Source organism: Rhodococcus sp. OK519, from assembly GCF_003051005.1.
Lineage (GTDB): Bacteria > Actinomycetota > Actinomycetes > Mycobacteriales > Mycobacteriaceae > Prescottella.
The window spans coordinates 97,275-122,880 of the sequence record NZ_QAOW01000001.1 but is presented as its reverse complement, the minus strand read 5'-3'; the positions used below and the strand labels follow the sequence as shown (position 1 = coordinate 122,880).

Here is a 25,606-nt window from a genome sequence, read left to right as displayed (position 1 = left end):
ACGACACCCGACCTTTCAGGTCGCCTTTTCGGTCAATGCCAAAGTTTGTACTGCAGTACAGTTTTGGTGTACCGCAGATAGATTTCGCCGATCCTCCCGAAACCGGCACATGACATCCGCTGTGTGTGTGACGATCTGTTACACGCTCGCAGTCGGACTGCAACAAGGTCCGGCTCTGGACGGGGAACATCGGGGGATTCGGATGAGCGCATCTGCGCCCCATCTCGATCCGGGGCACGCCCGACTCACCTCGACGCCAGGCGTCGCCAAGGCCCCTGCCAGGGCGGCGCCAACCTGTCAGTAGTGCACTCGGGCAGTCACAGCTGGGTTCGACCGAACCTCCTGGCCGAGTCGACATCCGTATGGGGGAAGTACATGCGAAAGAACACCACCCGCTCCGCCGTGCTGGCGGCCACGGCCGCGCTGGCCATGGTCGGCGGCGGCGTCGCGAACGCCGCCGGATCGGCCGAAGGCAGCTCCGGTAGCAGCGGCAGCCTGTCCAGTTCCGAAGGCAGCAGCGGCTCGTCCGGCAGCAGTGGCTCCTCGACCGGATCGTCGGCCGCACCCGGCACGCCATACGAATTCGAGAACTGGGACACCTGCCGGCTCGATCTGGTCTACAACCCCGTCACCGACCTGGGCACCTGTATGACGGTCGTGGTCAGGGACGGCACCATGCGCATCGGCAACCTCGACGTCGCGGTCCCCGACGGCAGCCTGATGATCGCTGGCGGCGTCTCCCAGGACGCCGACGACCCCACAATCCAAACCTTCGTCCCGGCCGCCGACGACGGCAAGTTCGGCGTGTACGCCAACCCGATCACCGTTCCCGGCGGAGCATTCGGCGCCGCCTCGGCCGAGACGTTCGGCCCCACCGCCATCCAGGCAACCGTCGAGGCCGTCGCCCTGCCCGACGTACAGCCCTACACCCTCGCCATGCAACTTCCGGTGCGGCTCAAGCTTTCCAATCCGCTCCTCGGCGACAACTGCTACATCGGCTCCGCCGCCACCCCGATCAACCTGTCCCTCGCACTCGTGGGCAGCGCCGGACAGGCCGAATGGATCTCGGACAACGGCCCCGACGTGCCCGGCGGCGTCTGGCCGCAGGCACCCCACACCGCCACCGACTTCGCCGTCCCCGGAGCCTCCGGTTGCGGCCCGCTCGGCTCGCTGAACTGGGCGGTCAACCTGCGGGCGGGCCTGCCCTCCGCGGGCGCCGGTAACTCCCTGTCCACCACCAGCGCCGTCTACAACGTCGGCGGATGGGAATTGCTCTAGTCCTGATCCGCCCGCATCCCCTGATCCACCGCTGACCTCGTCCCGGTGCCGGTATCCCTCCGGTACCGGGACGACTCACGTCGTAGGTGTCCCAGCCGCACGACTCACACCACCGTCCGTCGCACCCGCCTCGCCTGGGTAGGCTCGAGGCCGTGAACTACCTGCCCCTGACGCCGACCGGCCAGACCCCGATCCGCGCCCTCACCATCGCCGGCACCGACTCCGGCGGCGGCGCCGGCATCCAGGCCGATTCGCGCACCATGGCGATGTGCGGGGTGCACGCGTGCGTCGCGGTCGCCGCGGTGACGGTGCAGAACTCGGTGGGCGTCAGCGGTTTTCACGAGATCCCGCCCGAGACGGTGGCCGCGCAGGTGCGCTGCGTGGTCGAGGACATCGGCGTGTCCGCCGCCAAGACCGGCATGCTCGCGTCCACCGCGATCATCGAGGCCGTCGCGCAGGTGTGCACCGAGGTGGGCATCGGCCGCGACGGTTCCATCCCGCTGGTGGTGGACCCGGTGTGCGCGTCCATGCACGGCGATCCGCTGCTGCACGCCGAGGCACTCGACGCCGTCCGCAACACCCTCATCCCCATCGCGTCGCTGGTGACGCCGAATCTCGACGAGGTGCGCCTCATCACCGGCATCGAAGTGGTCGACGACGCCACCGCACGCCGCGCGGCGGAGGCCCTGCACGCACTGGGCGCGCAGTGGTCGATGGTCAAGGGCGGACACCTGCGCTCGTCGACGTCGAGCACCGACCTGCTGTTCGACGGCGACACCTTCCACAAGTTCACCAGCCCGCGGATCGACACCGGCAACGATCACGGCGGCGGCGACACCCTCGCCGCGGCCGTCGCGTGCGCGCTCGCCAATGGCTACGCGATGCCCGACGCGGTCGCGTTCGGCAAGGAATGGGTCACCAAGTGCCTCGAGGCGTCGTACGACCTGGGCGCCGGGCACGGTCCGGTGTCGCCGCTGTGGCGACTGGATCCCGAGAAGTAACAGAACGCCTGATCAGCGCGAATAGTCGCGCAGGGTCATGACGAAACCGACCGCCACCACCGGCACCGCGAGAATGTAGACGGTGATCCGGAGCCACGTGGGCCCGTAGTAGCTCACCGCGATCGCCGCGGCCAGCGCCGCGATGATCATCAGCACCCCGTAGAAGGGTGTGCGCTGCGGATGCCCGGACTCGGTCACGTTCCCCAGTGTGCGCGCCGGGTGTCGGGGGCGGCAACGGTTTCCCGAAGTCGTCCGAATGGTCCGCTAGGCCGTCATCGCCCCGCCGGCGCCGGGCGCAGCACGTAGACCCGCAGGTCCTCGGGCACCCCGCGCTGCGGCGCCGCCAGCAGCCCACGCCGGTAGCGCCGCGCGACCAGGCCCAGCTCGCCGAGGCGCTCCTCGCCGATCGCGTCGTGCGTGTTGCCGGAGACGACGACGTTGCCGTTCCCGCCGAGCTCCATCATGCGGGCGGCCACATTGACGTCGACGCCGAACCAGTCCGCGCCGATGGGCTGCGGGGCGCCGGTGTGCAATCCGACGCGCATGCGGGGGCGGTAGCCGGTGTGGCCGAGGGTCGCGAGCGCCGCACGCGCCGCGAACACCGCCTCGACGGCCCGGTCCGGGTGGTCGAACACCACCATCAGCCCGTCGCCCAGCCGTTTGACCACCTGGCCGCCGCGCGCGATCATGGGCGGCTCGATGGTGGCCGCGACCTCCCGCAGCAGCGACAGCGTGGCGCCGTCTCCCACCTGCAGCGACCAGCTGGAGAACCCGACCAGGTCGGTGAACACGATGGTGACCTCGCCGTCCGCGGGGCTGCCCCACGTCTTCTCGAGCACCGCCTGCAGCACCTGCAGCGCCGCCATGCTCACCTCGCGCGACGCCCCCGATCCGGTGTCGATCATGCGGGCCGCGGCCCGCGCGCCGCCGGGACCAGCCGTCGAGAGGGGGTCACCGAAGGCGGGATCACCGGGCAGTGAGCGCCTGATCCGGCGCACGGCGTCGACCAACTGGGGTTGCCGGTCCGCGTCGCGTACCCACTTCGCCACCGAGCCGGTGACCTTGGCGTAGCCGCCCTCCGTGCCGGAATCCGTCAGGGCCGGCTCCGGTGTGGCGTCGCCCTCCGGGTCGTCACTCACCCCGGCAAGAGTAATCGTGGCCGGGTCGTCTCGCAGAACTGCCGCGTGACGCCGGTTTCGGCGCCTACTTGCCCACATCGGCCCGGGCCGCGCTCCGAGCGTCGCCCGCGGGCGGCACCCCGTTCACGCCGTCGGTCGACTGGGCGTAATGCCCGATGCCGTACCCGATCGCCTCCGCGTTGAGCGCCAGCGCCGTGCGGTCGATGTTCGCGACGGTGTCCTGCGCGGTGTGATAGTTCGGGTCCAACATGGCGTCGGCCGCACCGCCCCACTGCTGTGCCTGAGCCGGCGTTTTCTTCTCCTCGGCGCCGGTGAACAGGCCGCCGGACGGGATGCCGGCCGCGATGAACGGGCCGTAGTCCGATCGCCCGTCGAAGTCCGTTCCGCCCGGCGTCACCCCCAACTGCAGCACGATCGCCGCGAACGTGCGCTCGATCCCGGCCGAACCCTCCGGCCCGGGGCCTTCGCCCACGTTGTCGGAGTTGTCGCCGTCGTAGACGAAGTAGCCGGCGTTGGGCGAACCCACCATGTCGAAGTTGAGGTACAGCGCGATGTCGGCGCGGGCCGCGTCGTCGAGACCCTCGACGTACGCCGTCGACCCGTTCAGCCCCTCCTCCTCGGCACCCCAGAAGGCGAACCGCACCGCGTTCGCCGTATTCGGCTTCGCGCCGAGCTGCCGGGCCGTCTCGAGCAGCGACGCGACACCCGAGCCGTCGTCGTTGATGCCGGGGCCGTCCGGCACCGAGTCCAGGTGCGCGCCCACCATCACCACATTGCCGGAATCGCCGGTCTTCGTCTGCGCGATCACGTTGCGGGACTTGACCGTTTCGACCGTCGTGTCGAGCGTGAGGGTCACGTCGCCGCCCTGGCGCAGCACGACGCCGTCGGCCTTGCTGACGCCGCCGGTGGGGATGCGCGCGTCCGCCTTCGCCCCCAGCGTGCCGCCGGGAAGCTCGGCATCCTCGTTGTCGGCAACCAGCACGGCCACCGCGCCTCGATCGGCCGCCACCTGCTGCTTCTGCGCGAAGGGGCACGCGCCGCGATCGACCAGTACCACCGCGCCCGTGACGTCCAGGCCGTCGTAGTCGGTGGCCTCACAGCCCGGGGTGTCGTCCGACGGTGCCGGCACCAGACGCGCAGTGAGCCCACCCTGCGGCGTCCCCGGCGAATACGTGAGCGCCGCGACGGGCACCTCACGCCCCGCGAACGCGAGGGTCTGAGTCTGCGCGGCGAACTTGTCGACGTCGAATTCCGGTGTCTCGACGTCGAATCCGGCGCCCTCGAGCTGTCCGACGACGTAGTCGACGCTGGCGTCGTAGCCGGGTGTGCCGACGGAACGGTTGCCGCCGTTGGCGTCCGCGATCCGCTGCAGTTGCTCGAGATCGCCCATCACCGCGTCGGCGTCGATCGCCGCGGCCAGGCCCGGGCCGTCGACGGGTGGACCCACCTCGTCGGGATCACTGCATCCCGCGAGCAGCAGCGCACCGGACAGACCTGCGACCAACCCCACCCTGATCCGCATGCGGGCAGAGTACCCCGCTCCGACCCGGATCCTCAGTGCCTCAGCCGCTTGGCGAGGAAGGTGAGGATCTCGTCCCGCGCCGCGACGGTGGGCTGGCCGGCCTCGTCGATCAGATGCGCCGTGACGACGCTGTGCGGGCTCGCGATCACGTGCTCGAAGAACGGCGACGTCTCCGGATTGGCGGCACTGTCGGGCAACACCCGCGCCTCGAACCGATCGCCGAGCGCCCGCTCGTACGCCGCGAACCGCTGTGCGCGGCAGAACTTGTCGCCCTCGAAGCGGTAGGCCAGCACCGTCAGGTCATCCTCCTCGAGACGTTTGCGCACCGACGCGAGTTCCTCGGGGCCGCCGTCGATTCCGTCCGGATCGTCCAGCGGCAGCGACGGCTGCGAGAGCACCGGCGCCACCATCGCGGGCTCGAGCATCATCGACAGCGCGAAGTTGCCCGTGAAACACATGCCGATCGCCCCGACGCCCGGTCCGCCACACTCCCCGTGCGCGCGGCGGGCGAGCGCGCGCAACCACGCGACGGCCGGGGTCGTCCCGTCGGCGCCGAGCGCCCGGAACTCCGCGCTCACACATGCCCGGCGGAGCACCGTCACCCCCTCCTCGACGCCGGGGACGGCGCCGTCCCGGCCGAACAGCGACGGCAGATACACGGTGAACCCGGCGTCGCGCACCCACCGCCCGAACCGGGCGACGTGCGGGCTGATCCCCGGCATCTCCGGCATGACGATCACCGCCGGACCGGAACCCGCGACGTAGACGGTCTTGGGGACGCCGTTCTCCTCGATGCGGCGCCGCTCGAAGTCGTCGAGCGGATCGTCCTCGTGCAGGCTGCGTCGGGGCACCGGTGTCCTCCGTGACTGATCGATGATGGTCCGGTCAGTCTGTCCGGGCCCCGGCTCGCCGGGGAGAGGCGACATCGCCACCCATGGTGGCTGCATCGCCACGAAACTTGCGGCGGTAGTCGGCCGGATTCATCCCCACCTGCTCGACGAACAGGCGCCGGAACGTGCCGGCATCCCGGTACCCGACACGTTCGATGACACGGGCCAGCGGCAGGTCGGTGGTCTCGAGCAGGTTCCGCGCCGCCCGCACCCGTGCCCCACGGAGGAAGTCGAGGGGAGAGCGCCCCGTCTCGGCCCCGAAGCGCCGCAGCAGCGTCCGGGTACTCACGTGGAACGCGTCGGCGAGGCGGCCCAGGTCGTACGGTTCGGCGAGACGCTCCACCAGCCACGCCCCCACCTCGTCCGCGAACGGTCTGCGCGCCGACGGCAGCATCGAATCGACGATGTACGGGGCCTGGCTGGTCCGGTTCTCGGCCACCAGCGTGATCCGCGCGGTGGCGCGGGCGATGTCGTCGCCGAGATGTTCCCGGACCAGCGCGGTCGCGAGATCCAGCGCGGCACTGAACGCCGCCGTCGTGGTGACCGTCCCGTCGGTGACGATCAGCGCCTCGGGGCACACGATCGTCCGCGGGTAGCGCCGCGCCAGGTGCGACGCGAAGAGCCACGACGTGGTGACCCGCCGCCCGTCGAGCAGGCCGGCCTCCCCCAGCAGGAACGCGCCGACGCACACCGAGGCGATCCGAGTTCCCCGGTCTCCTGCCGCCGCCAAGAAGTTCGTCTCGCGTCGTCGGGCTTCCAGTCGTACGGCGAGATCCTCGGACGGGACCAGTTCGAAGCCGGGAACGATCAACCGATCGAACCGGTGGTGCCAACGCTCGGCGCCGATCGGAAAGCCTCCCGCCGCCGCGACAGGGTCGGACGACGCTGCGATCACCGACACCCGGAACGGATCCTCGGTCGCCACACCCGTCTCGCGCGCAACACGATTGGCGATTCGGAGCAGGTCGGTGAACACGAAGATCTCCGCTGCCAGACAGCCCTCGTAGGCCAGCACCCCGATCCGCATCGAGTCACCCTCCCGTCGTCAAGGCCGAAGATAGCCGAAGCGCCCGGCCGAAAGACTTCGACCGGGCGCTTCGAGCGGGAGACTCAGGCGTCGCGCTTGTTCACCACGAACAGTGCGGCACCGAACACGATCGCGACGAACGCCGCGAAGTAGAGCAGGCCGCCCCACGGACCCCAGTGGAAGTCGAAACCCCCACCGCTGCCGAGGAAGTACGACACATTGTTGAACGGCCCGAACTCGCCGACGTACTTGCCCACCTTCGGGATGATCGTCGCGAGGCTCTCGATCACCAGCGGCCACAGCAGCAGCAACGAGATGGCACCGGCCGACTGACGGATCAGCGTGCCCACCCCCACCGCGAGCACCGCCAGCAGCGCAAAGTAGATCGGAATGCCGAACAGTTCACGAGCATTGCTGCCGTCGCCGATCGACAGCGACAGGCCCGACGTCGCCTGACCCACCGTGAACGACAGCAGCGCGATGATCAGTCCGAGAACAGCCGCGACGATCGCCAAGAGCAGGGCCTTGCCACCGATCACCTGGGTGCGGTTGGGGATCGCCTGGAACGTCGTGCGGATAACGCCGAACCGGTACTCGGTGGTGACCGCCAGCGCCGACATGATCATCACGAGCATGGCGCCGAACTGCGCGGCGCCCGCCTGGGTCAGGGCTACCGAGAACTCGCCGAACGAGGTGTCTCCCGACTCGACCGTCGACTTGTAGGCCACACCCATGATCGCCGCGAATCCGACGCTCACCACGACGGCGATGAGGCTGCACCAGAGGGGCGACTTGGTGGACGTGAGCTTGATGCGCTCTGCATTCAACACGCTCATCGGAGCGCACCTCCCATGTTCTGCGCGGCCGGCTGACCGGCGATCTGCGCGTGGTACTGCACGTCGTCACCGGTGAGCTTCATGAATGCCTCTTCGAGCGAGCCTTGCTTCGACGCCAATTCGTGCAGCACGATGCCGTTGGCTCCGGCGAGGGCACCGACCTCGTCGGTGCGCGCACCCGCCACCAGCAGCGCGGGCTGGTGATCGGCGCCCGGATCCTCGTGGACGGCGAAGCCCTGCGCGGTGAGCACACCGCGAAGTGCGTCGAGCTGGGGGCTGCGCACCCGCACCGCCGAATCGGAGGCGCGGTCGACGAAGTCCTTGACGCTGACGTCGGCGATGAGGCGCCCGCGCCCGATCACGACGAGGTGCTCGGCGGTGAGCGACATCTCCGACAGCAGGTGGCTGGAGACCAGCACCGTGCGGCCCTCGGCGGCGAGACTCTGCATGAACTTGCGGATCCAGACAATGCCCTCCGGGTCGAGACCGTTGACCGGCTCGTCGAACAACAGGACCTTCGGATCGCCCAGCAGCGCGCCCGCCAGGCCCAGTCGCTGCGACATGCCGAGCGAGAATCCGCCGGCCTTCTTGCCCGCGACCTCGCTCAAGCCCACCAGGCGCAGCACCTCGTCGACGCGCGACATCGGCAGCGAGTTGGCCGCGGCCATCCACTGCAGATGCGCCTTGGCCGAACGGTTGGGGTGCACCCACTTGGCGTCGAGCAACGCGCCGACCGTGCGCAACGGCTGCTTGAGCTGGTGGTACGGAACCCCCTCGACCAGCGCAGTACCCGACGTCGGCGTGTCCAGGCCGAGGATCATGCGCATGGTCGTCGACTTGCCGGCACCGTTCGGTCCGAGGAAGCCGGTGACGATTCCCGGCTTCACGGAGAACGTGAGATCGTCCACCGCTTTCGTCGACCCGTAGGTCTTCGTCAGTCCCCTCACTTCAATCATGCGCACCACTCTGCCCGAAATGCCCCCACCTGCGCATCGACCTCGGGTCTATTCGCGCGTCATACCGTGGGATGACACCGACCCCGAGCCATGTCGGGGATCACCCCGAGTCAGTCCCGGACCGCTCCGTCGGGCATTGTCACGTCGGTCAGGTCGGCGCCGCTGACGTCGGCCGTGGACAGCACCGCGCCGGTCAGGTCGGCGTGCGCGAGGTACGCACCACGCAACCTGGCCCCGGTCAGATCGGCGTCCTCGAGATGTGCCCCCGTCATGTAGGCACCGGACAGGTCCGCCCCCGCCAGGTTCGCGTGCGCGAGGTACGTCGATGTCAGGAACGACAGCGTGAGCACCGCCCCGGTCAGCTTCGCGTTGGTCAGATAGGCCTTACTGAAGTCGGCGTCCGCGGCGACGGCTCCCGACAGGTCGGCGCCGGTGAGGTTGGCACCGCCGAGTTCGGCCGACGTCAGGTCGGCCCCGGAGAGATCCGTGCCCTCCATGTTGGCGCCCGTGAGATTGGCCCCGGCGAGGTCGGCGCCCGACAGATCGAGGCCGTGGAGATCCGGCGCGTCGGGCAGTTGGTCGCGCCGGGCATTCCACGCCACGACGTCCGAGCGGAGCAGGTCCAGGAGATCGGCACTCAACGTCGTCATGGCATGCCCTCCCAGGCACTCGAACCAACGGAGCAGTCGGTCCCGAGCCTAGCGCGAATTCGCGCTCGGCCTGGGATCTGAATCATTCCGTGATCCGCGGCGCGCCTACATCGGCGACGACGCCTGCGCCCAGAACCGCTTGGGGATTCGGCCGGCGTGCCGCGCCTCGTGGCCGGCGGTGACCGCACCGCGCATCGCCGACGCCATGAGCGCCGGATCCTTCGCGCGGGTGACGGCCGTCGCGAGCAGCACCGCGTCGCAGCCGAGTTCCATCGCGAGCGTCGCATCGCTCGCGGTGCCGATACCGGCATCGAGGATGACGGGGACGTTCGCGGCGTCGACGATCATCTCGATGTTGTGCGGATTCGAGATGCCCAGACCGGTGCCGATCGGCGAACCCAACGGCATCACCGCGGCGCAGCCGACGTCCTCGAGCCGCTTCGCGAGCACCGGGTCGTCGGTGGTGTACGGCAGGACGGTGAAGCCGTCGTCCACCAACTGCTCTGCGGCGGAAACCAATTCGATGGCATCGGGCAGCAGGGTGCGCTCGTCGGCGATCACCTCGAGCTTCACCCAGTGAGTTTCGAGCGCCTCCCGCGCAAGCTGAGCGGTGAGCACGGCCTCCGCGGCGCCGCGGCACCCGGCTGTGTTCGGCAGCGGCGCGATACCGAGACGTCGAAGCAGGTCGAGCACCCCGGTGCCGCCCGCGGCGTCGACGCGGCGCATCGCGACGGTGGTCAGTTCGGTGCCCGACGCCACCAGCGCCTCCTCGAGCACCGCAAGGTTCGCGGCACCGCCCGTGCCCATGATCAGGCGGGAGCCGAAGGTGCGGTCGGCGATCGTCAGCTTGCCCATGTCAGCCACCCTGCACCGCCGTGAGGATCTCGATCTCCCAGCCGCGGCCCACCGACTCGGTCCAGCGGCCGCGCGGGAACACCGCGCCGTCCACCGCGACGGCGATACCACGCTGCGGCAGCTCGAGCCGCTCCAGCAACTCCGTCACCGTCAGGGGGCCGTCGAACTCGCGGTCCTCCCCGTTGACGGTGATTCCGATCAACTCACTCATTCGAACCTCACTCATGCCTTCGCGGGTGAAAATCGTGCGGCGGTGGCACTTTCCGCCTCCGACAGGGGGTTGCCGCCCAAGATCGCGACCGTCGCGTCCGCGGTGACCGGGGTCATCAGGATGCCGTTTCGTCCGTGCCCGGTCGCGAGCACCACACGGTCCGACACTCGTCCGATGATCGGCAGGTTGTCCGGACTCATCGGGCGCAGACCGGCTTTCGCCTCGTACAGCTCGTACTCGCCGATCCCGGGCATCAACGCCTCGGCGTCGGCGATGAGATCGCGCACGCCCGCGACGGTGACCTGTGTGTCGTGTCCCGACTCGTACTGTGTTGCGCCCACGACGATCCCGTCGGCGCGTGGCACCAGGTACGACGGCCGCCCGTGCACGCTGCCGCGGATGGTGCGCAGCGGGGCGGGCGTCACGCCCGGCCGGGCCCGCAGGCGCAGGATCTCGCCCTTCACCGGGCGCACCGGCAGGTTCGGCCACAGTTGCGCCGAATTCGATCCGGCCGCCAGCACCACCTGGTCGGAGTCGAGCACGTCCAGATCCGTCACGACCCGTTCGATCACCTCGACGCCGGCCGCGACCGCGGCGGTCCGCAGCGCCCGCACCAGCAAGCGGTTGTCGACGGCCAGTTCGGTGGGCGCCCGCAGTGCCAGCCGGATGCCGCGGCCCAGCGAGGGCTCGAGTTCACGGATCTGCGCGCGATTGAGAATGTGCAGTTCGTGTCCCTGCTCGGCCACCCAGTCGGCGATCGTGTGCAGGTCCGCGGCGTCGGCGGCGTCGAGCGCGACGGTGAGCGAATCGTCGGAGGTGAACAGTTTCAGATCCGCGATCCGCTCGAGTTCGGCGCCGAAGTCCGGCCACCGCTGCAGCGACGCCGCACCGAGCGCCAGCGCCATCTCCTCGCCGGGCCAGCCCTCCGACAGCGGGGCCAGCATGCCGCCGGCCACCCACGAGGCGCCGCTACCGGGCGCCGGGTCGTACAGCGTCACCGCCCACCCGTGCTGTGCAGCACGCCACGCGATCGACAGGCCGATCACACCGCCTCCGACGACGGATACCGATCGGGTCATTCACTCCACCTCACTCCCTGCGCCGGCATGATCCGGGTCAGGTATGACGGTCGGGGCCGGCAGGCCCCCTCTCAGCCCCTACTCTCCTGGGACTCCCGTGTTGATTCGTCCGAACTAGAGACTACCGTTCGAGGTGTGCATGCCTCCCAGTCCGTCAAGCGCCTGACGCCCCGCGAGCGACTCGCCGACGCGCGCCTCTACCTCTGCACCGACGCCCGACGCGACAAGGGCGATCTGGCTCACTTCGTCGACGCGGCGCTCGCCGGTGGTGTCGACATCGTCCAGCTCCGAGACAAGGGCTCGGCCGGTGAACGCGAGTTCGGGCCGATGGAGGTCAAGGAAGAACTGGCTGCGCTGGCGGTGATCGGCGCCGCGGCCCGCCGTCACGGCGCACTACTCGCCGTCAACGACCGCGCCGACCTCGCGCTCGCAGCGGGTGCCGACGTCCTGCACCTCGGTCAGAACGACCTGCCGGTGCACTACGCGCGTCAGATCGTCGGGCCGGATGTCGTGATCGGACGTTCCACGAACAACCGCGCGCAGGCCAGCCTCGCCGCGATCGAAGAGGACGTCGACTACTTCTGCACCGGACCGGTGTGGGCCACCCCCACCAAGCCGGGCCGGGCCGCGTCGGGCATCGAACTGGTTCGCAGCACCGCCGAGGCGCAGCCGTCCCGCCCGTGGTTCGCGATCGGCGGCGTCGACCACGAGCGGCTGCCCGAGATCCTCGAGGCCGGCGCCACCCGCATCGTCGTCGTGCGCGCGATCACCGCGGCCGACGACCCGCAGGGTGCCGCGCAGGCGCTGTCCGACGCGCTGCGCGGCTGAGACCCGTCAGCAGCTCCCGGCGATCCCGGACTGCACCGACTGCTCGATGAGCTCGCGGGCCTCGGCCGGCACGTCGTCCCACGTCGCGGTCGCCGGGTCGAGCATCGGCTCACCCGACGCCTGGGCCTGCTGGTTGTAGGCCGCGACCACGGTTCCGCCGTTCGCCTTCAACGTGTCGAGGAACTCGTTGCCCTTCGCCGCACGGTCGAACGGCTGATCGGCCGCCTCGGCCTGCTGCTGCGTCGCGTCGAGGTAGGCGACCACCTGGGCACACATCACCGAGACCGCGGAGTCCTGCGCGTCGGCGGAGGGATCGACGGTGACGGTCGTCTTGCCGTCAGCCTTCGAGTCGGCGTCGCCACCGTCACTGCAACCGGTGAGAACCAGCAGGGCTACGGGGACGGCGGCGATCAGATGTCGAATACGCATGCCCGGAATGGTGGCATCACACCGGTTCGGGCTCATGCACCGGTGTCGGCTTCTCCTCGACGCGGTCCGGTTCGCCGCGGAACGCGATCACCGCGGCACCGACGAGAACAGCCAGATAGACGAGCAGATATACGTTCATCAGGACGTCCGCGAGGGTCCACCACGGCGGGAACAGGAACAGGCCCACAACGACGTTGTCGGCTTCCCATTGGTACGGCCACGCGCCTGCCGCGGCGTACACCACGACGGCCGCGATCCACCACCGCCGGTCGGTCAGCGTCCGGTGCACCACGTAGACCAGCAGCGGAACGAACCACACCCAGTGGTGACTCCACGAGAACGGCGACACCGCCGCCGCGCTCAGTCCGGCGACCGTGACCGCGAGCAGCGTCTCGCCCCGCCGATGCAGCCGCACCACGATCCACATGCTCACCGCGACCGCGCAGATAACGAGGATCAGCCACAGTGCGACGGGCGCGGGCTTGCCGGTGAGGTGCGCGATCGCACCGCGGATCGACTGGTTGGACGGATGTGTGTCCTCCGCGATGCGGGTGGATTCGAAGAACGTCTCCGTCCAGTACTGCCTCGAATCGTTCGGCAGCACCAGCCAACTGACGCCGATCGTGGCCACGATGGACCCGACCGCGACGGCGGCCGCTCGCCACTGCCGCAACACCAGGTAGTAGAGGACGAAGTATGCAGGCGTGAGCTTGATGCCCGCCGCGATGCCGACACCGACACCCTTGAGCCTGCTCCGCTCACCGCGCGAGGCGTCCCACAGGATCAAGGCCAGCAGCACCAGATTGATCTGCCCGTAGAACAGCGTGGTCCGCACGGGTTCGAGGAACGTGCACGACGCCGCCAGCAGCGCCGACGCCGACACCACGTACGGGGTGATCCGGTAGCCCAGCATCCGCCAGCACAGCGCCACGATCGCGATCAGCAGCGCGACGTTGGCCGCCATCCACAGGTACTTGTCGTACCCGCCGGGCAGCAGGCCGAACGGGAGGAACATCAGCGTCGAGAACGGCGTGTAGGTGTAGAGCAGTCCGTGGATCACCGGTTCGGTGTAGAGCGGGAGGTCCTCCATGACGTGGCGGGCGCCGTCGCGGTACACGTCGAGGTCCGCGCCACCTGCGAGGAGCCCGATCTTCGGCATCCACGGCCGCACCGTCGTGAACAGCAACACCACCGAGGCGACGGCCCACAACGCGAGAATCGTCAGAGTCTCTGTCCGACGCGGCATCTCGCGCCCCTCGACGAGAACCTTCCTCAGCACGACTCGCCCTTCCGATCGTGGTCCGCCCCAGAACCCACAGCCTCGATACCAAGACTAAGCAATGACCCCGGCCGGACGGAAACCGCATCCGGTCACCGGGAGCCCGATCCGGTTGTCGCATCGCCACTTCGTCCCGTTACCGTCCCCGCAACACGACCGGACTCATCTTGCACCGTCCGGAGCGCCGGGCTGGATAGACTCCGCCGAGAATCGACCATCCGATTCACACGATCGCCGGCACGGTCGACACGAAAGGCCCCGAACATGATTCGTTTCCTCATCCGGACGGCAATCTTCCTCGGCTCGGCCGCGATCGGAATCCTGGCGGCCGTGTGGTTGCTGCCGGACGTGCACGTCACTGCCACCGGGTTCATCACCGCGGCCATCGTGTTCGCCGTCGCGCAGAGCCTGCTGTCGCCGTTCATCATGAAGATCGCGGCCCGCAACGCCCCGGCCTTCCTCGGCGGCATCGGCCTGGTGTCGACGTTCGTCTCGCTCGTCATCGCGTCGGTCATCACCGGGCTGTCGATCAGCGGTTGGCGCACCTGGATTCTGGCGTCGCTCGTCGTGTGGCTCGTGACCGCCCTCGCGACCGTCCTGCTGCCGATGTTCCTGCTCAAGGACGAGGTCGCGGAGCGCAAGGAAAAGAACAAGAAGGCCACCGCCTGACCTGCCCTCCCCCGCGTTTTGCGCACTTATCGCTGAATTTCAGGCCCCCAAAGGTCGATAAGTGCGCAAAACGCGGAGGTATCAGGGTCGGCGCATCGCGCGGCGGGCCTGTTCCTCGGTGACGTTCGGGACGACGCGGATCTCCTCCAGCGGCACCTGACGTCCCGATTCGCTGCGCACCTCGACGTGCACGGGTTCGCCGTTCGTGTCGTCGGCGAGGTCGAGCGGGCCGCCCCGCTCCCCCTGTAGATACCGGTCGCCCCACTGCATCAGCGCCAGCACCGCAGGCAGCAGATCACGCCCCTTTTCCGTGAGCACGTACTCATGACGGGTGCGCTGACCCGGCTCCTTGTAGGGCCGACGCTCGAACAGCCCCTCGGACGTGAGTTCTCGTAGCCGCGCCGCCGCGACCGCCTCGGTGATCCCGACCCGCTCCGCGAAGTGATCGAAGCGAGTGGTCCCGTAGTACGCCTCGCGCAGGATCAGCATCGCCGACCGCGTCCCGACCACATCCATCGCCTTGGCGATCGAGCACTGGGTAGGACGCCACGCGTCCCGGTCCGCGAGAAACCCGTCGAGTCGTGCTGCCTCCATACGCCCAGGCTACGCGCTGACTTGTCAAATCCATAGCCAGGGTTCACACTCCTGACTATGCAAAAGCAAAGTCAGAGATTCGGGGCGGTGCTCGCCGTCCTCGCCGGAGCACCGTTCGTCGCGAACCTCGATCTCTTCGTCGTCAACGTCGCCCTCGACGACATCGCGGCCGACTACTCGGGCACGCCGCTCGCGCAGCTCAGTTGGGTGCTGAGCGGCTACGCGATCGTCTATGCGGCCCTGTTGATTCCGGCCGGGCGGTGGGCCGACCGGGTCGGCAGGCGTCGCGCCTTTCTCGTGGGACTCGCGCTGTTCACCGTCGCGAGCGCGGCGTGCGCCCTCGCGCCGTCGTTGTGGGCACTGGTCGCGTTCCGCCTCGCCCAGGCCGCGGGGGCGGCGATCCTGACGCCGGCAAGCCTCGGACTCGTCATTGCCGCGCTACCCGAGGCGCGCCGCGCGCTCGGCGTACGCCTGTGGGCCGCGACCGGCGCGGCGGCCGCCGCGCTGGGACCGGTGCTCGGCGGCTTGCTGGTGGCCGCGTCGTGGCGATGGATCTTCCTGATCAACGTCCCGATCGGCGTCATCCTGCTGTGGGTAGCCGCGCGCACGGTCCCCGAGTCACGCGATCCGAATCCGGCACGCGTCGACGGGCCGGGGGCGGTCCTGCTCGCATTCGGCGTCGGCGCGGTCTCGCTGGCACTGGTCCAGGGCCCCGAATGGGGCTGGACACACGCCGCTACCCTCGCTGCCGCGATCCTCGGCGTGGTCGCCCTCGCCTGGTTCGCCCGACGCACGATGCACCACGACAACCCCCTGCTCGATCCCGCGCTGCTACGCGTGCGCCCGTTCGCGTGGTCCAACATCACCGCGATCGCGTTCAGCGCGTCGTTCGCCGCGGGACTGCTCGCGAACATCCTGTGGATGCAGAACCAGTGGGGGTACTCGGCACTGCGCACCGGTCTCGCCGTCGCGCCCGGACCGATGCTGGTCCCGGTGTTCGCGGTGATCGGACAGCTGCTGAGCCGGCGGTTTTCGTCCGGGACGGTGGCGGCGCTCGGCAGCGCGCTCTGGGGCGCCGGGATCGTCTTCGTGCTCGCCGGCGTCGACGCCGCCCCCAACTACGCGGCCGGGATGCTGCCGGGATGGATCATCGGGGGCGCCGGCGTGGGGCTGGCGCTGCCGACGATCCTCGCGACAGCCACCGCAACCCTGCCGCCCGCGCTCGGTGCGACCGGCAGCGCCGTCGTCAACACCGGTCGCCAAATCGGGAGTGTTCTCGGTATCGCGATTCTCGTCGCTCTCCTGGCCTCGTCCGGATTCACCGCGGCGTGGTGGGCGATCGCGGCGCTCGCCGCCGTCGGCGCAGTCACCGCGCTCGGAATGTCTCCCCGCACCCCCGAGCGGCCGCCGACCGCTCCCGCCGTTACCGCTCAGGAGGTTTCGCCATGACCGCGATCACCAGCGAGTTCCCCACCCACTTCGACGACACCTGGCGAGCCTTCGACGGCATCCACGGCGGCCTGGTGCTGGCATCGATGCTGCGGGCCGCGGCCGTCGAGACCGACGCGGTCCCGGTTGCCGCGACCGCGCACTTCAACTCCCCGGTTCGCCCCGGACCGATCCGCACCGCCGTGCGGTCGGACACCGGCGGCCGTACCCCTGGCGTGCACGTCTCGATCGACGATGCCGCGACCGCACTGGTTCGCCTGTCTCGCAGCACCTCTCCGGCCGCTCACGCCCCGACGGTCGATGCCGACTTCGATCCGGACAGTCTTGCAGTCCTGGACATTCCGATCGACTTCGTTCCGTTCTCGCAACACCTCGACATCCGACCGATCAACGCGGCACGGCCCTTCGCCGGTGGATCCGATCCCGAGTTCGACGTGTGGATCCGACTCCGGCCCACTCTGGACGTCACCGGCACCGAACGAGCCGCCATCCTGCTCGACGCCCTGCCACCGGGGCTGTTCGCGACTCTTACGGCGCCCGTGTCGATCCCGACCGTCGAACTGACGGTGCACTTCGCGCCGGGCGTGCACAGACCCGGCGGGGAGTGGCATCGGCTGCGGCACCGCACGGTGTGGTGGACGTCGGCTCTGTGTGTCGACGAAACCGAACTGTTCACCGCCGACGGCGAACTCGCGGCCCAGGCGCGGCAGCTGCGCCGGATCCTCGGCGGCGCGCGCTGACGCGCAACTCACACCTGCACTGTCTGGCACAAGCAGCATCCGAGGGGCAGAGTCGGAGGTGAAAGCTCACCGAGGATCGGAGGAGACATGCCGGATCGGACCGGACCCGTCACGACACTCACCGAACAGGAATGCCTGGACCTGTTGGCCACGGAGCGGCTCGGACGATTGATCCTCGTCGTCGACGACAGGCCTGACGTCTACCCGGTCAACTACGCGGTCCACGACGGCAGGATCTACTTCCGCTCCGCGGAGGGCGACAAGCTCACCGAACTCACGCTCAAGCCGATGACGACGTTCCAGGTGGATCACGCGGACGCAACGGCGGCGTGGAGCGTCGTCGTCCGGGGCATCGCCCGCACCCTCGTGCGGTTCGACGAGATCAACGCGGCCGAGGCCCTGGATCTGCAGTCGTGGGTCCCCACGGCGAAGTACAACTTCGTCGAGATCCGGCCGACCGAGAGTGACGGTCGGCGATTCGTTCTCGATCGAGGCTGAACCGAACCAGTCAGTCCAGCCAGGACAGCACGGTCGACGGCGGCAGCGCCAGCACCGACCCGGGCAGCCGGCTGCGCAGTCCGCGGTCGGCGGTCACGACGGCGGTGAGCGCGCCGACGTCGGCCGCCAGGCGGGCCACCTCGTCGTCCCCGCTGCCCCCCGCCGCGTGCACCGGGACTCGCGCGTCGACATGATCGACGGCACGGGCCTCGCCCTCGAGCACGGCCTCGATGCGAGGCAGCCAGCCGAACCCGCCGTCGGGCAGTTCGATGGTGCGCGGCAGCACCTGGGCGATCCGGTCGAGCAGTGCGCTCGTCGCGCCGGCTCGGTCACGCCACCAACCGGTCGGTCGTGAGCCGAGGACGTTCGCGGTGTCGAGCAGTACCCGGACCTCGGTGGTCTGCAGGCCGGGCCACGACGTCGCGAATCCCGGGTGCAGCGGCATGTGCTCCACGTCGGCCTCCGGAACCCAGCGCAGCTCGGTGCTCTCGCCGTTGGGTACCAGGGCCAGCGTCTTCTCCGCGTCGGCGATCACCGTCGTGTACGTCCAGCCGCCGTCGACGCTGGCGGTGACCCGCTCGGTCCGCACCCGGACCGCGCCGGCGTCGATTCCGGTCTCCTCCTGGGCCTCGCGGACCGCGGCGTGGATCGTGGTCTCGTGGCTGTCGCGGGCACCGCCGGGCAGGGCCCACGTGCCGCCCTGATGACTCCAGGCGGCCCGGTGTTGCAGCAGGACAGCGGGCGTTCCGTCCTCCAGCGGAGCACGCAGCAGCAGGCCCGCCGCGCCGTGGCGGCCCCAATGCCGCACCCCGTCGGGCGTCGTCGCCCAGCCGTCTCCGTCACCGCGCATGGAGTACCTCTCACCTGCCCTGTCCGCCGAGCCGCTCACCTGTCCCCACAGTATTCCCCGCGTCATCCGAAAACGGCGGAACATCCTCGCGGTGCTGCTTATATGCTCGGAACTGCGGAACGGCGCACCAGTCCGGACGGCGAACCGAGGTACCAGCCGTGGCACTGCCGGAAACGAAGACGGCGGACGACGAACAGGCGATGCCCACCGCTGCCCGCAGGATCTGGGGTGGCGTGGGGGCCAACGGTGCCGTCGGTACTCGGCCACGCCAGATCACCAATCGTGACCTGCTCCGATCCACACCGGCCAGACTCCTCGCGATCGGTGTGGCACTGCTGCTCGGCACGCTGGCGGTCGGCCTGATCGCGGCGACGGTGGCGAGCGAGCGCAAGCAGGACATCGACACGCTGCTGTCGACGACCGAGCCACTGGCCCGGTCGTCCCAGAATCTGTACGCGTCGCTGTCGGTCGCCGATGCTGCGGCCGCCACCGCGTTCCTCTCCGGCGGCGTCGAACCCAGCACGGCCCGTGATCGCTACGCGCAGGCGATCGGGACGGCGTCGTCCGAACTGGTCGCGACATCCGACGGCCTCCCCGGCAACGACGAGAGCCGACGCCTGCTCACCGAGATCGCGACGAAACTCCCGGTGTACACGGGACTCGTCGAGACCGCGCGCACCAACAACCGGGTGGGCAATCCGGTGGGTACGGCGTACCTCGCCGAGGCGTCGTCGCTGATGCAGACCGAGATCCTGCCCGCGGCGCAGGCGCTGCACACCGAACGATCCGCCGCTTCGCTCGCCCCCCAGTCGGAATTCGGCCGGCCACCGTGGCTGGCCATCGGGCTGCTCGTCGCGCTGCTGATCGGGCTGGTGGCCACCCAGTCCGTGATGTCGAGACGCACCCGTCGCACCCTCAATCCCGGGCTGCTCTGCGCGACGGCGGCCATGGCCGCACTCCTGGTGTGGATGCTGATCGTGGGGGTCATCTCCGCCACGAGTGCGCACCGTGCGATACGCGACGGATCGGAGCCGCTGGCGACGTTCGCGTCCGCGCGGATCCTCGCGCAGCAGGCGCGCACCCAGGAGATCCTGCAACTGGTTCGGCGGGAGGAGAAGGAGGAGCACGCGCAGCTGTACCAGGAGAACACGAGCGAACTGCGACAGCTTCTCGACAGCTACTCGGGCAGCGTGGGGCACGACGACATCGACCGCGCGAACCAGGCGATGGACAACTGGACCGCATCACACCAGCGAATGCTCGACGCGCTCGCGACCGGAGACTGGACGGCGGCCGCCATGACGACGGTCGGTCCCGAACCCGACGCGTCCGCCGCGCAGTTCGACACCGTGGATGCCGCGCTGGCCGCGGGCGCCGACACCGCGAGAACGGAACTGCGCGACGATGTGGCGCGGTCGTCACGGGTGTTGTCCGCCCTCGGCCCCGGCGCCGCGGTTCTCACGACCGTGGCGGTCGTGGCGATACCGGTGGGACTGTGGCCCCGACTGCGGGAGTATCAGTGACCGTATCGAGCACGCTCGCGGCGGCCGTCACGGCGCTCGGTGTCGCAGCGGCAGTCACCGGTTGCACGGCCGCACCGGAGCCGTACACGGTCCCGCCGACCGAGACGTACAGCCTGGCCCCACTCCCCCAGGGCGCCACCGTCGTCAGTGCGTCCCCGACGCCACCGGTCGAGTGCGGCGACCCCACTGCGAGTCTGCGCCCCTTCCCTGCCGGGCAGGCCCCCGACAGCGCCGCGCTCGACGCCATCCGGGACCGTGGTCGCCTGATCGTCGGCCTCGACACCGGAAGCAACCTGATGAGCTTCCGGAATCCGACGACGGGTGAGATCGAAGGATTCGATGTCGACGTGGCGCGGGAGATCGCCCGCGATCTGCTCGGCAGCCCTGACAAGGTCGAGTTCCGTGTCCTCACCTACAACGAACGCGAGCAGGCCCTGGAGGACGCGAAGGTGGACATCGTCGCCAAGACGATGGCGATCACGTGTGAAAGGCAACAGCGGATCGACTTCTCGACCGTGTACTACGACGCCCAGCAACGGATTCTGGTGATGTCGGGATCGCCGATCAGCGGGGTCGCGGATCTGGCCGGACGCCGAGTCTGTGTCGGCGAGGGCACCACTTCCCTCGACCGTCTCGAGAACAAGCAACCGGACGCCGTCATCGTGACTGCCCCGATGTGGTCGGACTGTCTGGTGATGCTGCAGCAGAACCAGGTCGACGCCATCAGCACCGACGACACCCTGCTCCTGGGACTGGCAACACAGGACCCCCATGCGCGTCTGGTGGGGCCGAGCATGGGCGACGAGCGGTACGGAATTGGAGTCGCGGAGGGAAACGACGACCTCGTACGAGCGGTGAACGGCACGCTGGAAAGGATCCGCCGGGACGGTACGTGGGACAGAATCTACGACAGATGGCTCTCCGAACTGGGCCCGCCTCCGGGTCCGCCCCCGGCCACCTACCGGGACTGACGTGGCAGACGAACGGAGCATCATGGCGAGAGAGGTTGCGGGAGAGAGTAATACCGACGAAACGGGTGAGGTTGCCCAGACTCGCGCTACGCCGCCGCCCGTCGACGAACCGATGCCGACGCGCGAGAGCCTTGCCACGACGGGTCGGCGCGCCCGGACACAGCGCACCCGCACGCTCTCCCGGCGTCGTCTCGCGGACGGGCTGGTGGAGGTCCCCCCGGTCCCCGAGCTCGACCCGAAGGACGCGGTCCTGTCCGACCCCCATGTGCCCGAACGTAAACGGTTCTGCTGGAAGTGCAGCCGCCCAGTGGGCCGGTCCACCGAGGAAGGGCCGGGAGCGACGTCGGGGACCTGTCCGCACTGCGGCGCCCGCTTCGAGTTCTCACCGCTCCTCGCTCCGGGCCAGGTGATCGCCGGACAGTACGAGGTGCAGGGGTGCATCGCACACGGCGGACTGGGCTGGATCTATCTCGCCATCGACCGCAACGTCGACAACCGCTGGGTGGTGCTGAAGGGGCTGCTCCAACTCGGCGACGCCGAGGCGCAGGCCGTCGCGGCCGCCGAACGACAGTTCCTCGCCGAGGTGGAGCACCCGAGCATCGTGAAGATCTACAACTTCGTCGAGTTCCGGAAGGAGGGCCATCCGCCCGCCGGTTACCTCGTGATGGAGTACGTGGGCGGCAGTTCGCTGCGCGACATCCTGGCGACGTATACGCGGCCCGAGCGCCTGCCGGTGGAACAGGCCATCGCCTACATTCTCGAGATCCTGCCCGCCCTCGCGTATCTCCATTCACTGGGCCTGGCGTACAACGATCTCAAGCCCGACAACGTCATGGTGACCGACGAGCAGGTCAAGCTCATCGACCTGGGCGCCGTGGCGCCGATCGAGAGCTACGGATACCTCTACGGCACACCGGGTTTCCAGGCACCCGAGATCACCGAGACCGGCCCCACGATCGCGTCCGACATCTACACCGTCGGGCGCACACTCGCCGCGCTGACGCTCGACCTTCCGTCGGAGAACGGCCGCTACGTCGACGGACTCCCCACCCCGGAGCAGGCGCCACTGCTCGCCGAGAACGAGTCGTACCGCCGACTCCTGCTGCGGGCCATCGAACCCGATCCCGATCGACGCTTCGGTTCCGCACCCGAACTCGCCGCGCAGCTGACCGGGGTGCTGCACGAAATCGTGTCCCGCGAGTCCGAGCAGGAACACCCGTACCTGTCCACCGTGTTCGGGCGGCAACGGGCCACGTTCGGGGCCGAGGAGTTCGTCGAGCAGACGGACGTCTTCGCGGACGGAGTGGAGCGGGAACGAAAACTGAATCCACGCAACGTCGCCCAGTCGCTCGCGGTGCCGCTCGTCGACACCGAGGATCCGGGGGCCGCGCTGGTCAACGCGACCGCGCACAGCGACCCGCAACTGATGCTCGACGTTCTCGAACGAGCTCGGGACGGCCCTGATCGCCGCGTTCCCGAATCACCCGAACTGCTACTCGCGGAGATCCGCGCGCATCTCGACCTCGGTGACCCCGGCCGCGCCCGGCAATTGCTCCGGACGTTGGCACTGACACAGCCGTTCGAGTGGCGCATCGACTGGTACCGCGGACTCGCGGCGCTCCTGTCGGGCGAATTGACCACCGCCTACGCGTCGTTCGACGCGGTCTACTCGGCGATGCCCGGCGAGGTCTCTGCCAAGCTGGCGCTCGCCGCGACCGCGGAACTGCTGCTCGAGCACAGCGACGGGAGCGATATCGAACGCTGGCGGCTGCCGGCCCGCGAGTACTACCGGACGGTGTGGCGGATCGATCGCAACGTCGTCAGCGCCGCCTTCGGACTGGCCCGGCGACTGTCTGCGGACGGCGATGTTCATGGTGCCGTCGCCGCGCTCGATCAGGTTCCGCCCGGCTCCCGCAGTTACGGTGCGGCACGGATGACGGCCGTGCTGACCTACCTGTCGGTGCGCCCGATCAGTGCCATCGACGAGACGGCCCTGCGTGAGTGTGCTCGCCGACTCGAGGCGCTGCCCCGCACCGAGATTCGCGGACCGCAGATGCGAACCGTCGTCCTCGGCACCGCTCTCGAATGGGTCCTGTCCGGACACACCCCCACAACCGCAGGCGAGCCGCTACTCGGTGTGCCGTTCACCGAGAGCGGCCTGCGTGCGGGAACAGAGTCGTCCCTGCGGGCGATGGCGCGCAGCGCGCCTACACCCACTCACCGCTATACGCTGGTCGATCTCGCGAATGCGGTGCGCCCGCGGAGCCTGCTCTGAGCGACTCACCGGTCACGCGGTGGTCGCCGCCCGCTTCCTGAATCCGCGAGCCCAGCCACGCCAGCGCGGCGAGAACCAGGACGACGGCCACGGGGATCGGCAGTGCCAGCGGGGTGGCGAGCGCGAGCGCCACGGTCAGCAGCGGTGCCAGCAGCCGGCGCGGCTCGGGCCGATGATCCGCCGCGGTGGCGGACCCAGACATCCAGTTGCGGGACCTCGTGCCGTCGTCCATCGTCAGACCCTCGTCTCGTGCAGTTCGGCGACTGTGCCCTTGTCACCCTTGCCGTTGCCGTGACCGAGTCCGACGTGCGCCTCCTCGCGCATCCGCTCCACCATGTGCGGGTAGTGCAACTCGAACGCCGGTCGCTCCGAACGGATCCGGGGCAGCTCGGTGAAGTTGTGACGCGGCGGCGGGCAACTGGTGGCCCACTCGAGCGAGTTGCCGTAGCCCCACGGATCGTCGACCGTGACGATCTGCCCGTAGCGGTAGCTCTTGAAGACGTTCCACAGGAACGGCAGCGTCGAGGCGCCCAGGATGAACGAGCCGACCGTGGAGATCGTGTTCAGCGTGGTGAAGCCGTCGGTGGGCAGGTAGTCGGCGTAGCGACGCGGCATCCCCGAGGCTCCGAGCCAGTGCTGGACCAGGAAGGTGGCGTGGAAGCCGATCAGCGTCGTCCAGAAGTGCCATTTCGCGAGGCGCTCGTCCATCATGCGGCCGGTCATCTTCGGGAACCAGAAGTAGATACCCGCGTAGGTGGCGAACACGATGGTGCCGAAGAGTACGTAGTGGAAATGCGCAACCACGAAATAGGTGTCGGTGACGTGGAAGTCGAGCGGCGGGCTCGCGAGCAGCACGCCGGACAGGCCACCGAACAGGAACGTCACGAGGAAGCCGACGGCGAACAACATCGGCGACTCGAACGTCAGCTGACCGCGCCACAGGGTGCCGATCCAGTTGAAGAACTTCACACCGGTCGGGACCGCGATGAGGAACGTCATGAAGGAGAAGAACGGCAGCAGTACCGCGCCCGTGGCGTACATGTGGTGCGCCCACACGGCGATCGACAGGGCCGCGATGCCCATGGTGGCGTACACCAGGCCGCTGTAGCCGAAGATCGGCTTACGCGAGAACACCGGGAAGATCTCGGAGACGATGCCGAAGAACGGCAGCGCGATCACGTACACCTCGGGATGGCCGAAGAACCAGAACAGGTGCTGCCACAACATCACCCCGCCGGTTGCTGGGTCGAACAGGTGCGCACCGAGGTTCCGATCCACCCACAGACCGATCAGGGCGGCAGCCAGCAACGGGAACACGAGCAGGACCAGCAGGGACGTGATGAAGATGTTCCAGGTGAAGATCGGCATCCGGAACATGGTCATGCCGGGGGCCCGCAGGCACACGATGGTGGTGATGAAGTTGACGCCACCGAGGATCGTGCCGACACCGCCGAGCGCCAGACCGATGATCCACAGGTCCGCGCCGACGCCCGGGCTGTGCAGGCCGTTCGACAACGGCACGTACGCCGTCCAGCCGAAGTCCGCGGCACCACCGGGGGTGATGAAGCCGGCCGACGCGATCAGTCCACCGAACAGGTAGAACCAGTAGCTCAGCGCGTTGAGCCGCGGAAAGCTCACGTCCGGCGCACCGATCTGCAGCGGGACGATGTAGTTGGCGAAACCGAACACGACCGGGGTCGCGTACAGCAGCAGCATGATCGTGCCGTGCATCGTGAACAGCTGGTTGAACTGCTCGTTCGAGAGGAACTGCATCCCCGGGATCGCCAACTCGGTACGCATCAGCAGCGCCATGAGGCCGCCGATCAAGAAGAACGCGAACGCCGTGACCAGGTACATGATCCCGAGCACCTTGGGATCGGTGGTGGTGATCATCTTGTAGATGAACGACCCCTTGGACCCGGCTGCGCCGCTGCGGGCGGGTGCCGGTCGCGACGGCGTCAGCGTTCGGGGTGGAGCGAGATCGATCTCGGGGTTGGCAACCATACCGACATGGTCGGACGTCCGAGGGTTCCGTCGCGAGGGCCTAAGGTCCCGAC

27 protein-coding genes and 1 riboswitch are annotated in these 25,606 nt (G+C 69.0%); of the genes, 10 read left to right on the top strand and 17 right to left on the bottom strand.

What is annotated here, in order from left to right; translation table 11 throughout:
- The first annotated feature begins 375 nt into the window (after nt 1-375).
- Both C8K36_RS00620 and thiD read left to right on the top strand, forming a co-directional pair.
- Entirely contained in the window at nt 376-1,278 is a 903-nt protein-coding gene (locus tag C8K36_RS00620) for a hypothetical protein (protein WP_107982537.1), read from the top strand.
- 152 nt (nt 1,279-1,430) lie between these two features.
- Nucleotides 1,431-2,279 (top strand): bifunctional hydroxymethylpyrimidine kinase/phosphomethylpyrimidine kinase, encoded by an 849-nt coding sequence (gene thiD / locus C8K36_RS00615; RefSeq protein ID WP_107982536.1) that lies wholly within the window; start codon nt 1,431-1,433, stop codon nt 2,277-2,279.
- A 12-nt stretch (nt 2,280-2,291) separates the two neighbouring features.
- Here thiD and C8K36_RS00610 read toward each other — a convergent pair whose 3' ends face one another.
- The 11 genes from C8K36_RS00610 to thiO form a co-directional block, all read right to left on the bottom strand.
- Nucleotides 2,292-2,477, bottom strand: a complete 186-nt coding sequence (locus C8K36_RS00610) for a hypothetical protein (RefSeq protein WP_107982535.1) — start codon at nt 2,475-2,477, stop codon at nt 2,292-2,294.
- Nucleotides 2,478-2,551: 74 nt separating this feature from the next.
- Complete coding sequence (locus tag C8K36_RS00605; RefSeq protein WP_181319301.1) at nt 2,552-3,418, bottom strand: adenylate/guanylate cyclase domain-containing protein; 867 nt, start codon at nt 3,416-3,418, stop codon at nt 2,552-2,554.
- Nucleotides 3,419-3,482: 64 nt separating this feature from the next.
- Nucleotides 3,483-4,940 (bottom strand): M28 family metallopeptidase, encoded by a 1,458-nt coding sequence (locus tag C8K36_RS00600; protein ID WP_107982534.1) that lies wholly within the window; start codon nt 4,938-4,940, stop codon nt 3,483-3,485.
- Nucleotides 4,941-4,972: 32 nt separating this feature from the next.
- Nucleotides 4,973-5,791 (bottom strand): dienelactone hydrolase family protein, encoded by an 819-nt coding sequence (locus C8K36_RS00595; protein ID WP_107982533.1) that lies wholly within the window; start codon nt 5,789-5,791, stop codon nt 4,973-4,975.
- A gap of 34 nt (nt 5,792-5,825) precedes the next feature.
- Nucleotides 5,826-6,857 carry a GlxA family transcriptional regulator gene (locus C8K36_RS00590; RefSeq protein ID WP_107982532.1) on the bottom strand — a complete coding sequence of 344 codons (1,032 nt, stop codon included), beginning with the start codon at nt 6,855-6,857 and terminating at the stop codon, nt 5,826-5,828.
- A gap of 83 nt (nt 6,858-6,940) precedes the next feature.
- Nucleotides 6,941-7,693 (bottom strand): ABC transporter permease, encoded by a 753-nt coding sequence (locus tag C8K36_RS00585; protein ID WP_107982531.1) that lies wholly within the window; start codon nt 7,691-7,693, stop codon nt 6,941-6,943.
- Nucleotides 7,690-8,649 (bottom strand): ABC transporter ATP-binding protein, encoded by a 960-nt coding sequence (locus C8K36_RS00580; RefSeq protein ID WP_107983663.1) that lies wholly within the window; start codon nt 8,647-8,649, stop codon nt 7,690-7,692. Before C8K36_RS00580 ends, C8K36_RS00585 begins: the two co-directional genes overlap by 4 nt.
- Before the next feature lie 110 nt (nt 8,650-8,759).
- Complete coding sequence (locus C8K36_RS00575) at nt 8,760-9,299, bottom strand: pentapeptide repeat-containing protein (RefSeq protein ID WP_107982530.1); 540 nt, start codon at nt 9,297-9,299, stop codon at nt 8,760-8,762.
- A 105-nt stretch (nt 9,300-9,404) separates the two neighbouring features.
- Nucleotides 9,405-10,154: a thiazole synthase gene (locus C8K36_RS00570; RefSeq protein ID WP_301331697.1), complete on the bottom strand. Its 750-nt coding sequence runs from the start codon at nt 10,152-10,154 to the stop codon at nt 9,405-9,407.
- Nucleotide 10,155: 1 nt separating this feature from the next.
- Entirely contained in the window at nt 10,156-10,365 is a 210-nt protein-coding gene (gene thiS / locus C8K36_RS00565) for a sulfur carrier protein ThiS (RefSeq protein WP_005517880.1), read from the bottom strand.
- Between the two features lie 11 nt (nt 10,366-10,376).
- Nucleotides 10,377-11,444, bottom strand: coding sequence for a glycine oxidase ThiO (gene thiO / locus C8K36_RS00560; RefSeq protein ID WP_107982528.1), 1,068 nt, complete (start codon nt 11,442-11,444; stop codon nt 10,377-10,379).
- Nucleotides 11,442-11,553, bottom strand: a riboswitch (TPP riboswitch). It overlaps the preceding gene by 3 nt.
- Nucleotides 11,554-11,579: 26 nt before the next feature.
- Here thiO and thiE point away from each other — a divergent pair.
- Nucleotides 11,580-12,272, top strand: coding sequence for a thiamine phosphate synthase (gene thiE, locus C8K36_RS00555; RefSeq protein ID WP_107982527.1), 693 nt, complete (start codon nt 11,580-11,582; stop codon nt 12,270-12,272).
- Nucleotides 12,273-12,278: 6 nt separating this feature from the next.
- Here thiE and C8K36_RS00550 read toward each other — a convergent pair whose 3' ends face one another.
- Complete coding sequence (locus C8K36_RS00550; protein WP_107982526.1) at nt 12,279-12,701, bottom strand: hypothetical protein; 423 nt, start codon at nt 12,699-12,701, stop codon at nt 12,279-12,281.
- 16 nt (nt 12,702-12,717) lie between these two features.
- Nucleotides 12,718-13,980, bottom strand: coding sequence for a glycosyltransferase 87 family protein (locus C8K36_RS00545; RefSeq protein ID WP_258194422.1), 1,263 nt, complete (start codon nt 13,978-13,980; stop codon nt 12,718-12,720).
- Between the two features lie 264 nt (nt 13,981-14,244).
- Here C8K36_RS00545 and C8K36_RS00540 point away from each other — a divergent pair, with 264 nt between their 5' ends.
- Nucleotides 14,245-14,649 (top strand): phage holin family protein, encoded by a 405-nt coding sequence (locus C8K36_RS00540; protein WP_107982525.1) that lies wholly within the window; start codon nt 14,245-14,247, stop codon nt 14,647-14,649.
- Nucleotides 14,650-14,730: 81 nt separating this feature from the next.
- On the opposite strand, the gene C8K36_RS00535 is transcribed toward C8K36_RS00540, so the two are convergent.
- Nucleotides 14,731-15,243, bottom strand: a complete 513-nt coding sequence (locus C8K36_RS00535) for a winged helix-turn-helix transcriptional regulator (RefSeq protein WP_107982524.1) — start codon at nt 15,241-15,243, stop codon at nt 14,731-14,733.
- Nucleotides 15,244-15,300: 57 nt separating this feature from the next.
- On the opposite strand from C8K36_RS00535, the gene C8K36_RS00530 reads away from it, so the two are divergent.
- From C8K36_RS00530 to C8K36_RS00520, 3 genes are all read left to right on the top strand, one after another.
- A complete protein-coding gene (locus tag C8K36_RS00530) occupies nt 15,301-16,692 on the top strand; it encodes an MFS transporter (RefSeq protein WP_107982523.1) in 1,392 nt (463 codons plus the stop codon).
- Nucleotides 16,689-17,432, top strand: a complete 744-nt coding sequence (locus C8K36_RS00525) for an acyl-CoA thioesterase (RefSeq protein WP_107982522.1) — start codon at nt 16,689-16,691, stop codon at nt 17,430-17,432. Before C8K36_RS00530 ends, C8K36_RS00525 begins: the two co-directional genes overlap by 4 nt.
- An 87-nt stretch (nt 17,433-17,519) precedes the next feature.
- Entirely contained in the window at nt 17,520-17,930 is a 411-nt protein-coding gene (locus C8K36_RS00520) for a pyridoxamine 5'-phosphate oxidase family protein (protein WP_107982521.1), read from the top strand.
- Between the two features lie 10 nt (nt 17,931-17,940).
- Here C8K36_RS00520 and C8K36_RS00515 read toward each other — a convergent pair whose 3' ends face one another.
- Nucleotides 17,941-18,780, bottom strand: a complete 840-nt coding sequence (locus tag C8K36_RS00515; protein WP_107982520.1) for an NUDIX hydrolase — start codon at nt 18,778-18,780, stop codon at nt 17,941-17,943.
- A gap of 158 nt (nt 18,781-18,938) precedes the next feature.
- Here C8K36_RS00515 and C8K36_RS00510 point away from each other — a divergent pair, with 158 nt between their 5' ends.
- Genes C8K36_RS00510 through C8K36_RS00500 form a run of 3 tightly spaced genes read left to right on the top strand, consistent with a single transcriptional unit; the run spans nt 18,939 to nt 23,549 of the window.
- On the top strand, nt 18,939-20,303 hold the full coding sequence (locus C8K36_RS00510; RefSeq protein WP_258194415.1) for a hypothetical protein: 1,365 nt from the start codon (nt 18,939-18,941) through the stop codon (nt 20,301-20,303).
- Nucleotides 20,300-21,274: a glutamate ABC transporter substrate-binding protein gene (locus C8K36_RS00505; RefSeq protein WP_107982519.1), complete on the top strand. Its 975-nt coding sequence runs from the start codon at nt 20,300-20,302 to the stop codon at nt 21,272-21,274. Before C8K36_RS00510 ends, C8K36_RS00505 begins: the two co-directional genes overlap by 4 nt.
- Before the next feature lie 22 nt (nt 21,275-21,296).
- Nucleotides 21,297-23,549: a serine/threonine-protein kinase gene (locus tag C8K36_RS00500; RefSeq protein ID WP_181319300.1), complete on the top strand. Its 2,253-nt coding sequence runs from the start codon at nt 21,297-21,299 to the stop codon at nt 23,547-23,549.
- Here the strand turns inward: C8K36_RS00500 and C8K36_RS00495 are convergent.
- Together C8K36_RS00495 and ctaD are read right to left on the bottom strand one after the other, a co-directional pair.
- On the bottom strand, nt 23,482-23,781 hold the full coding sequence (locus C8K36_RS00495; RefSeq protein WP_107982518.1) for a hypothetical protein: 300 nt from the start codon (nt 23,779-23,781) through the stop codon (nt 23,482-23,484). The genes C8K36_RS00500 and C8K36_RS00495 overlap by 68 nt on opposite strands.
- Before the next feature lie 2 nt (nt 23,782-23,783).
- Nucleotides 23,784-25,553 (bottom strand): cytochrome c oxidase subunit I, encoded by a 1,770-nt coding sequence (gene ctaD / locus C8K36_RS00490; protein WP_107982517.1) that lies wholly within the window; start codon nt 25,551-25,553, stop codon nt 23,784-23,786.
- Nucleotides 25,554-25,606: the final 53 nt, after the last annotated feature.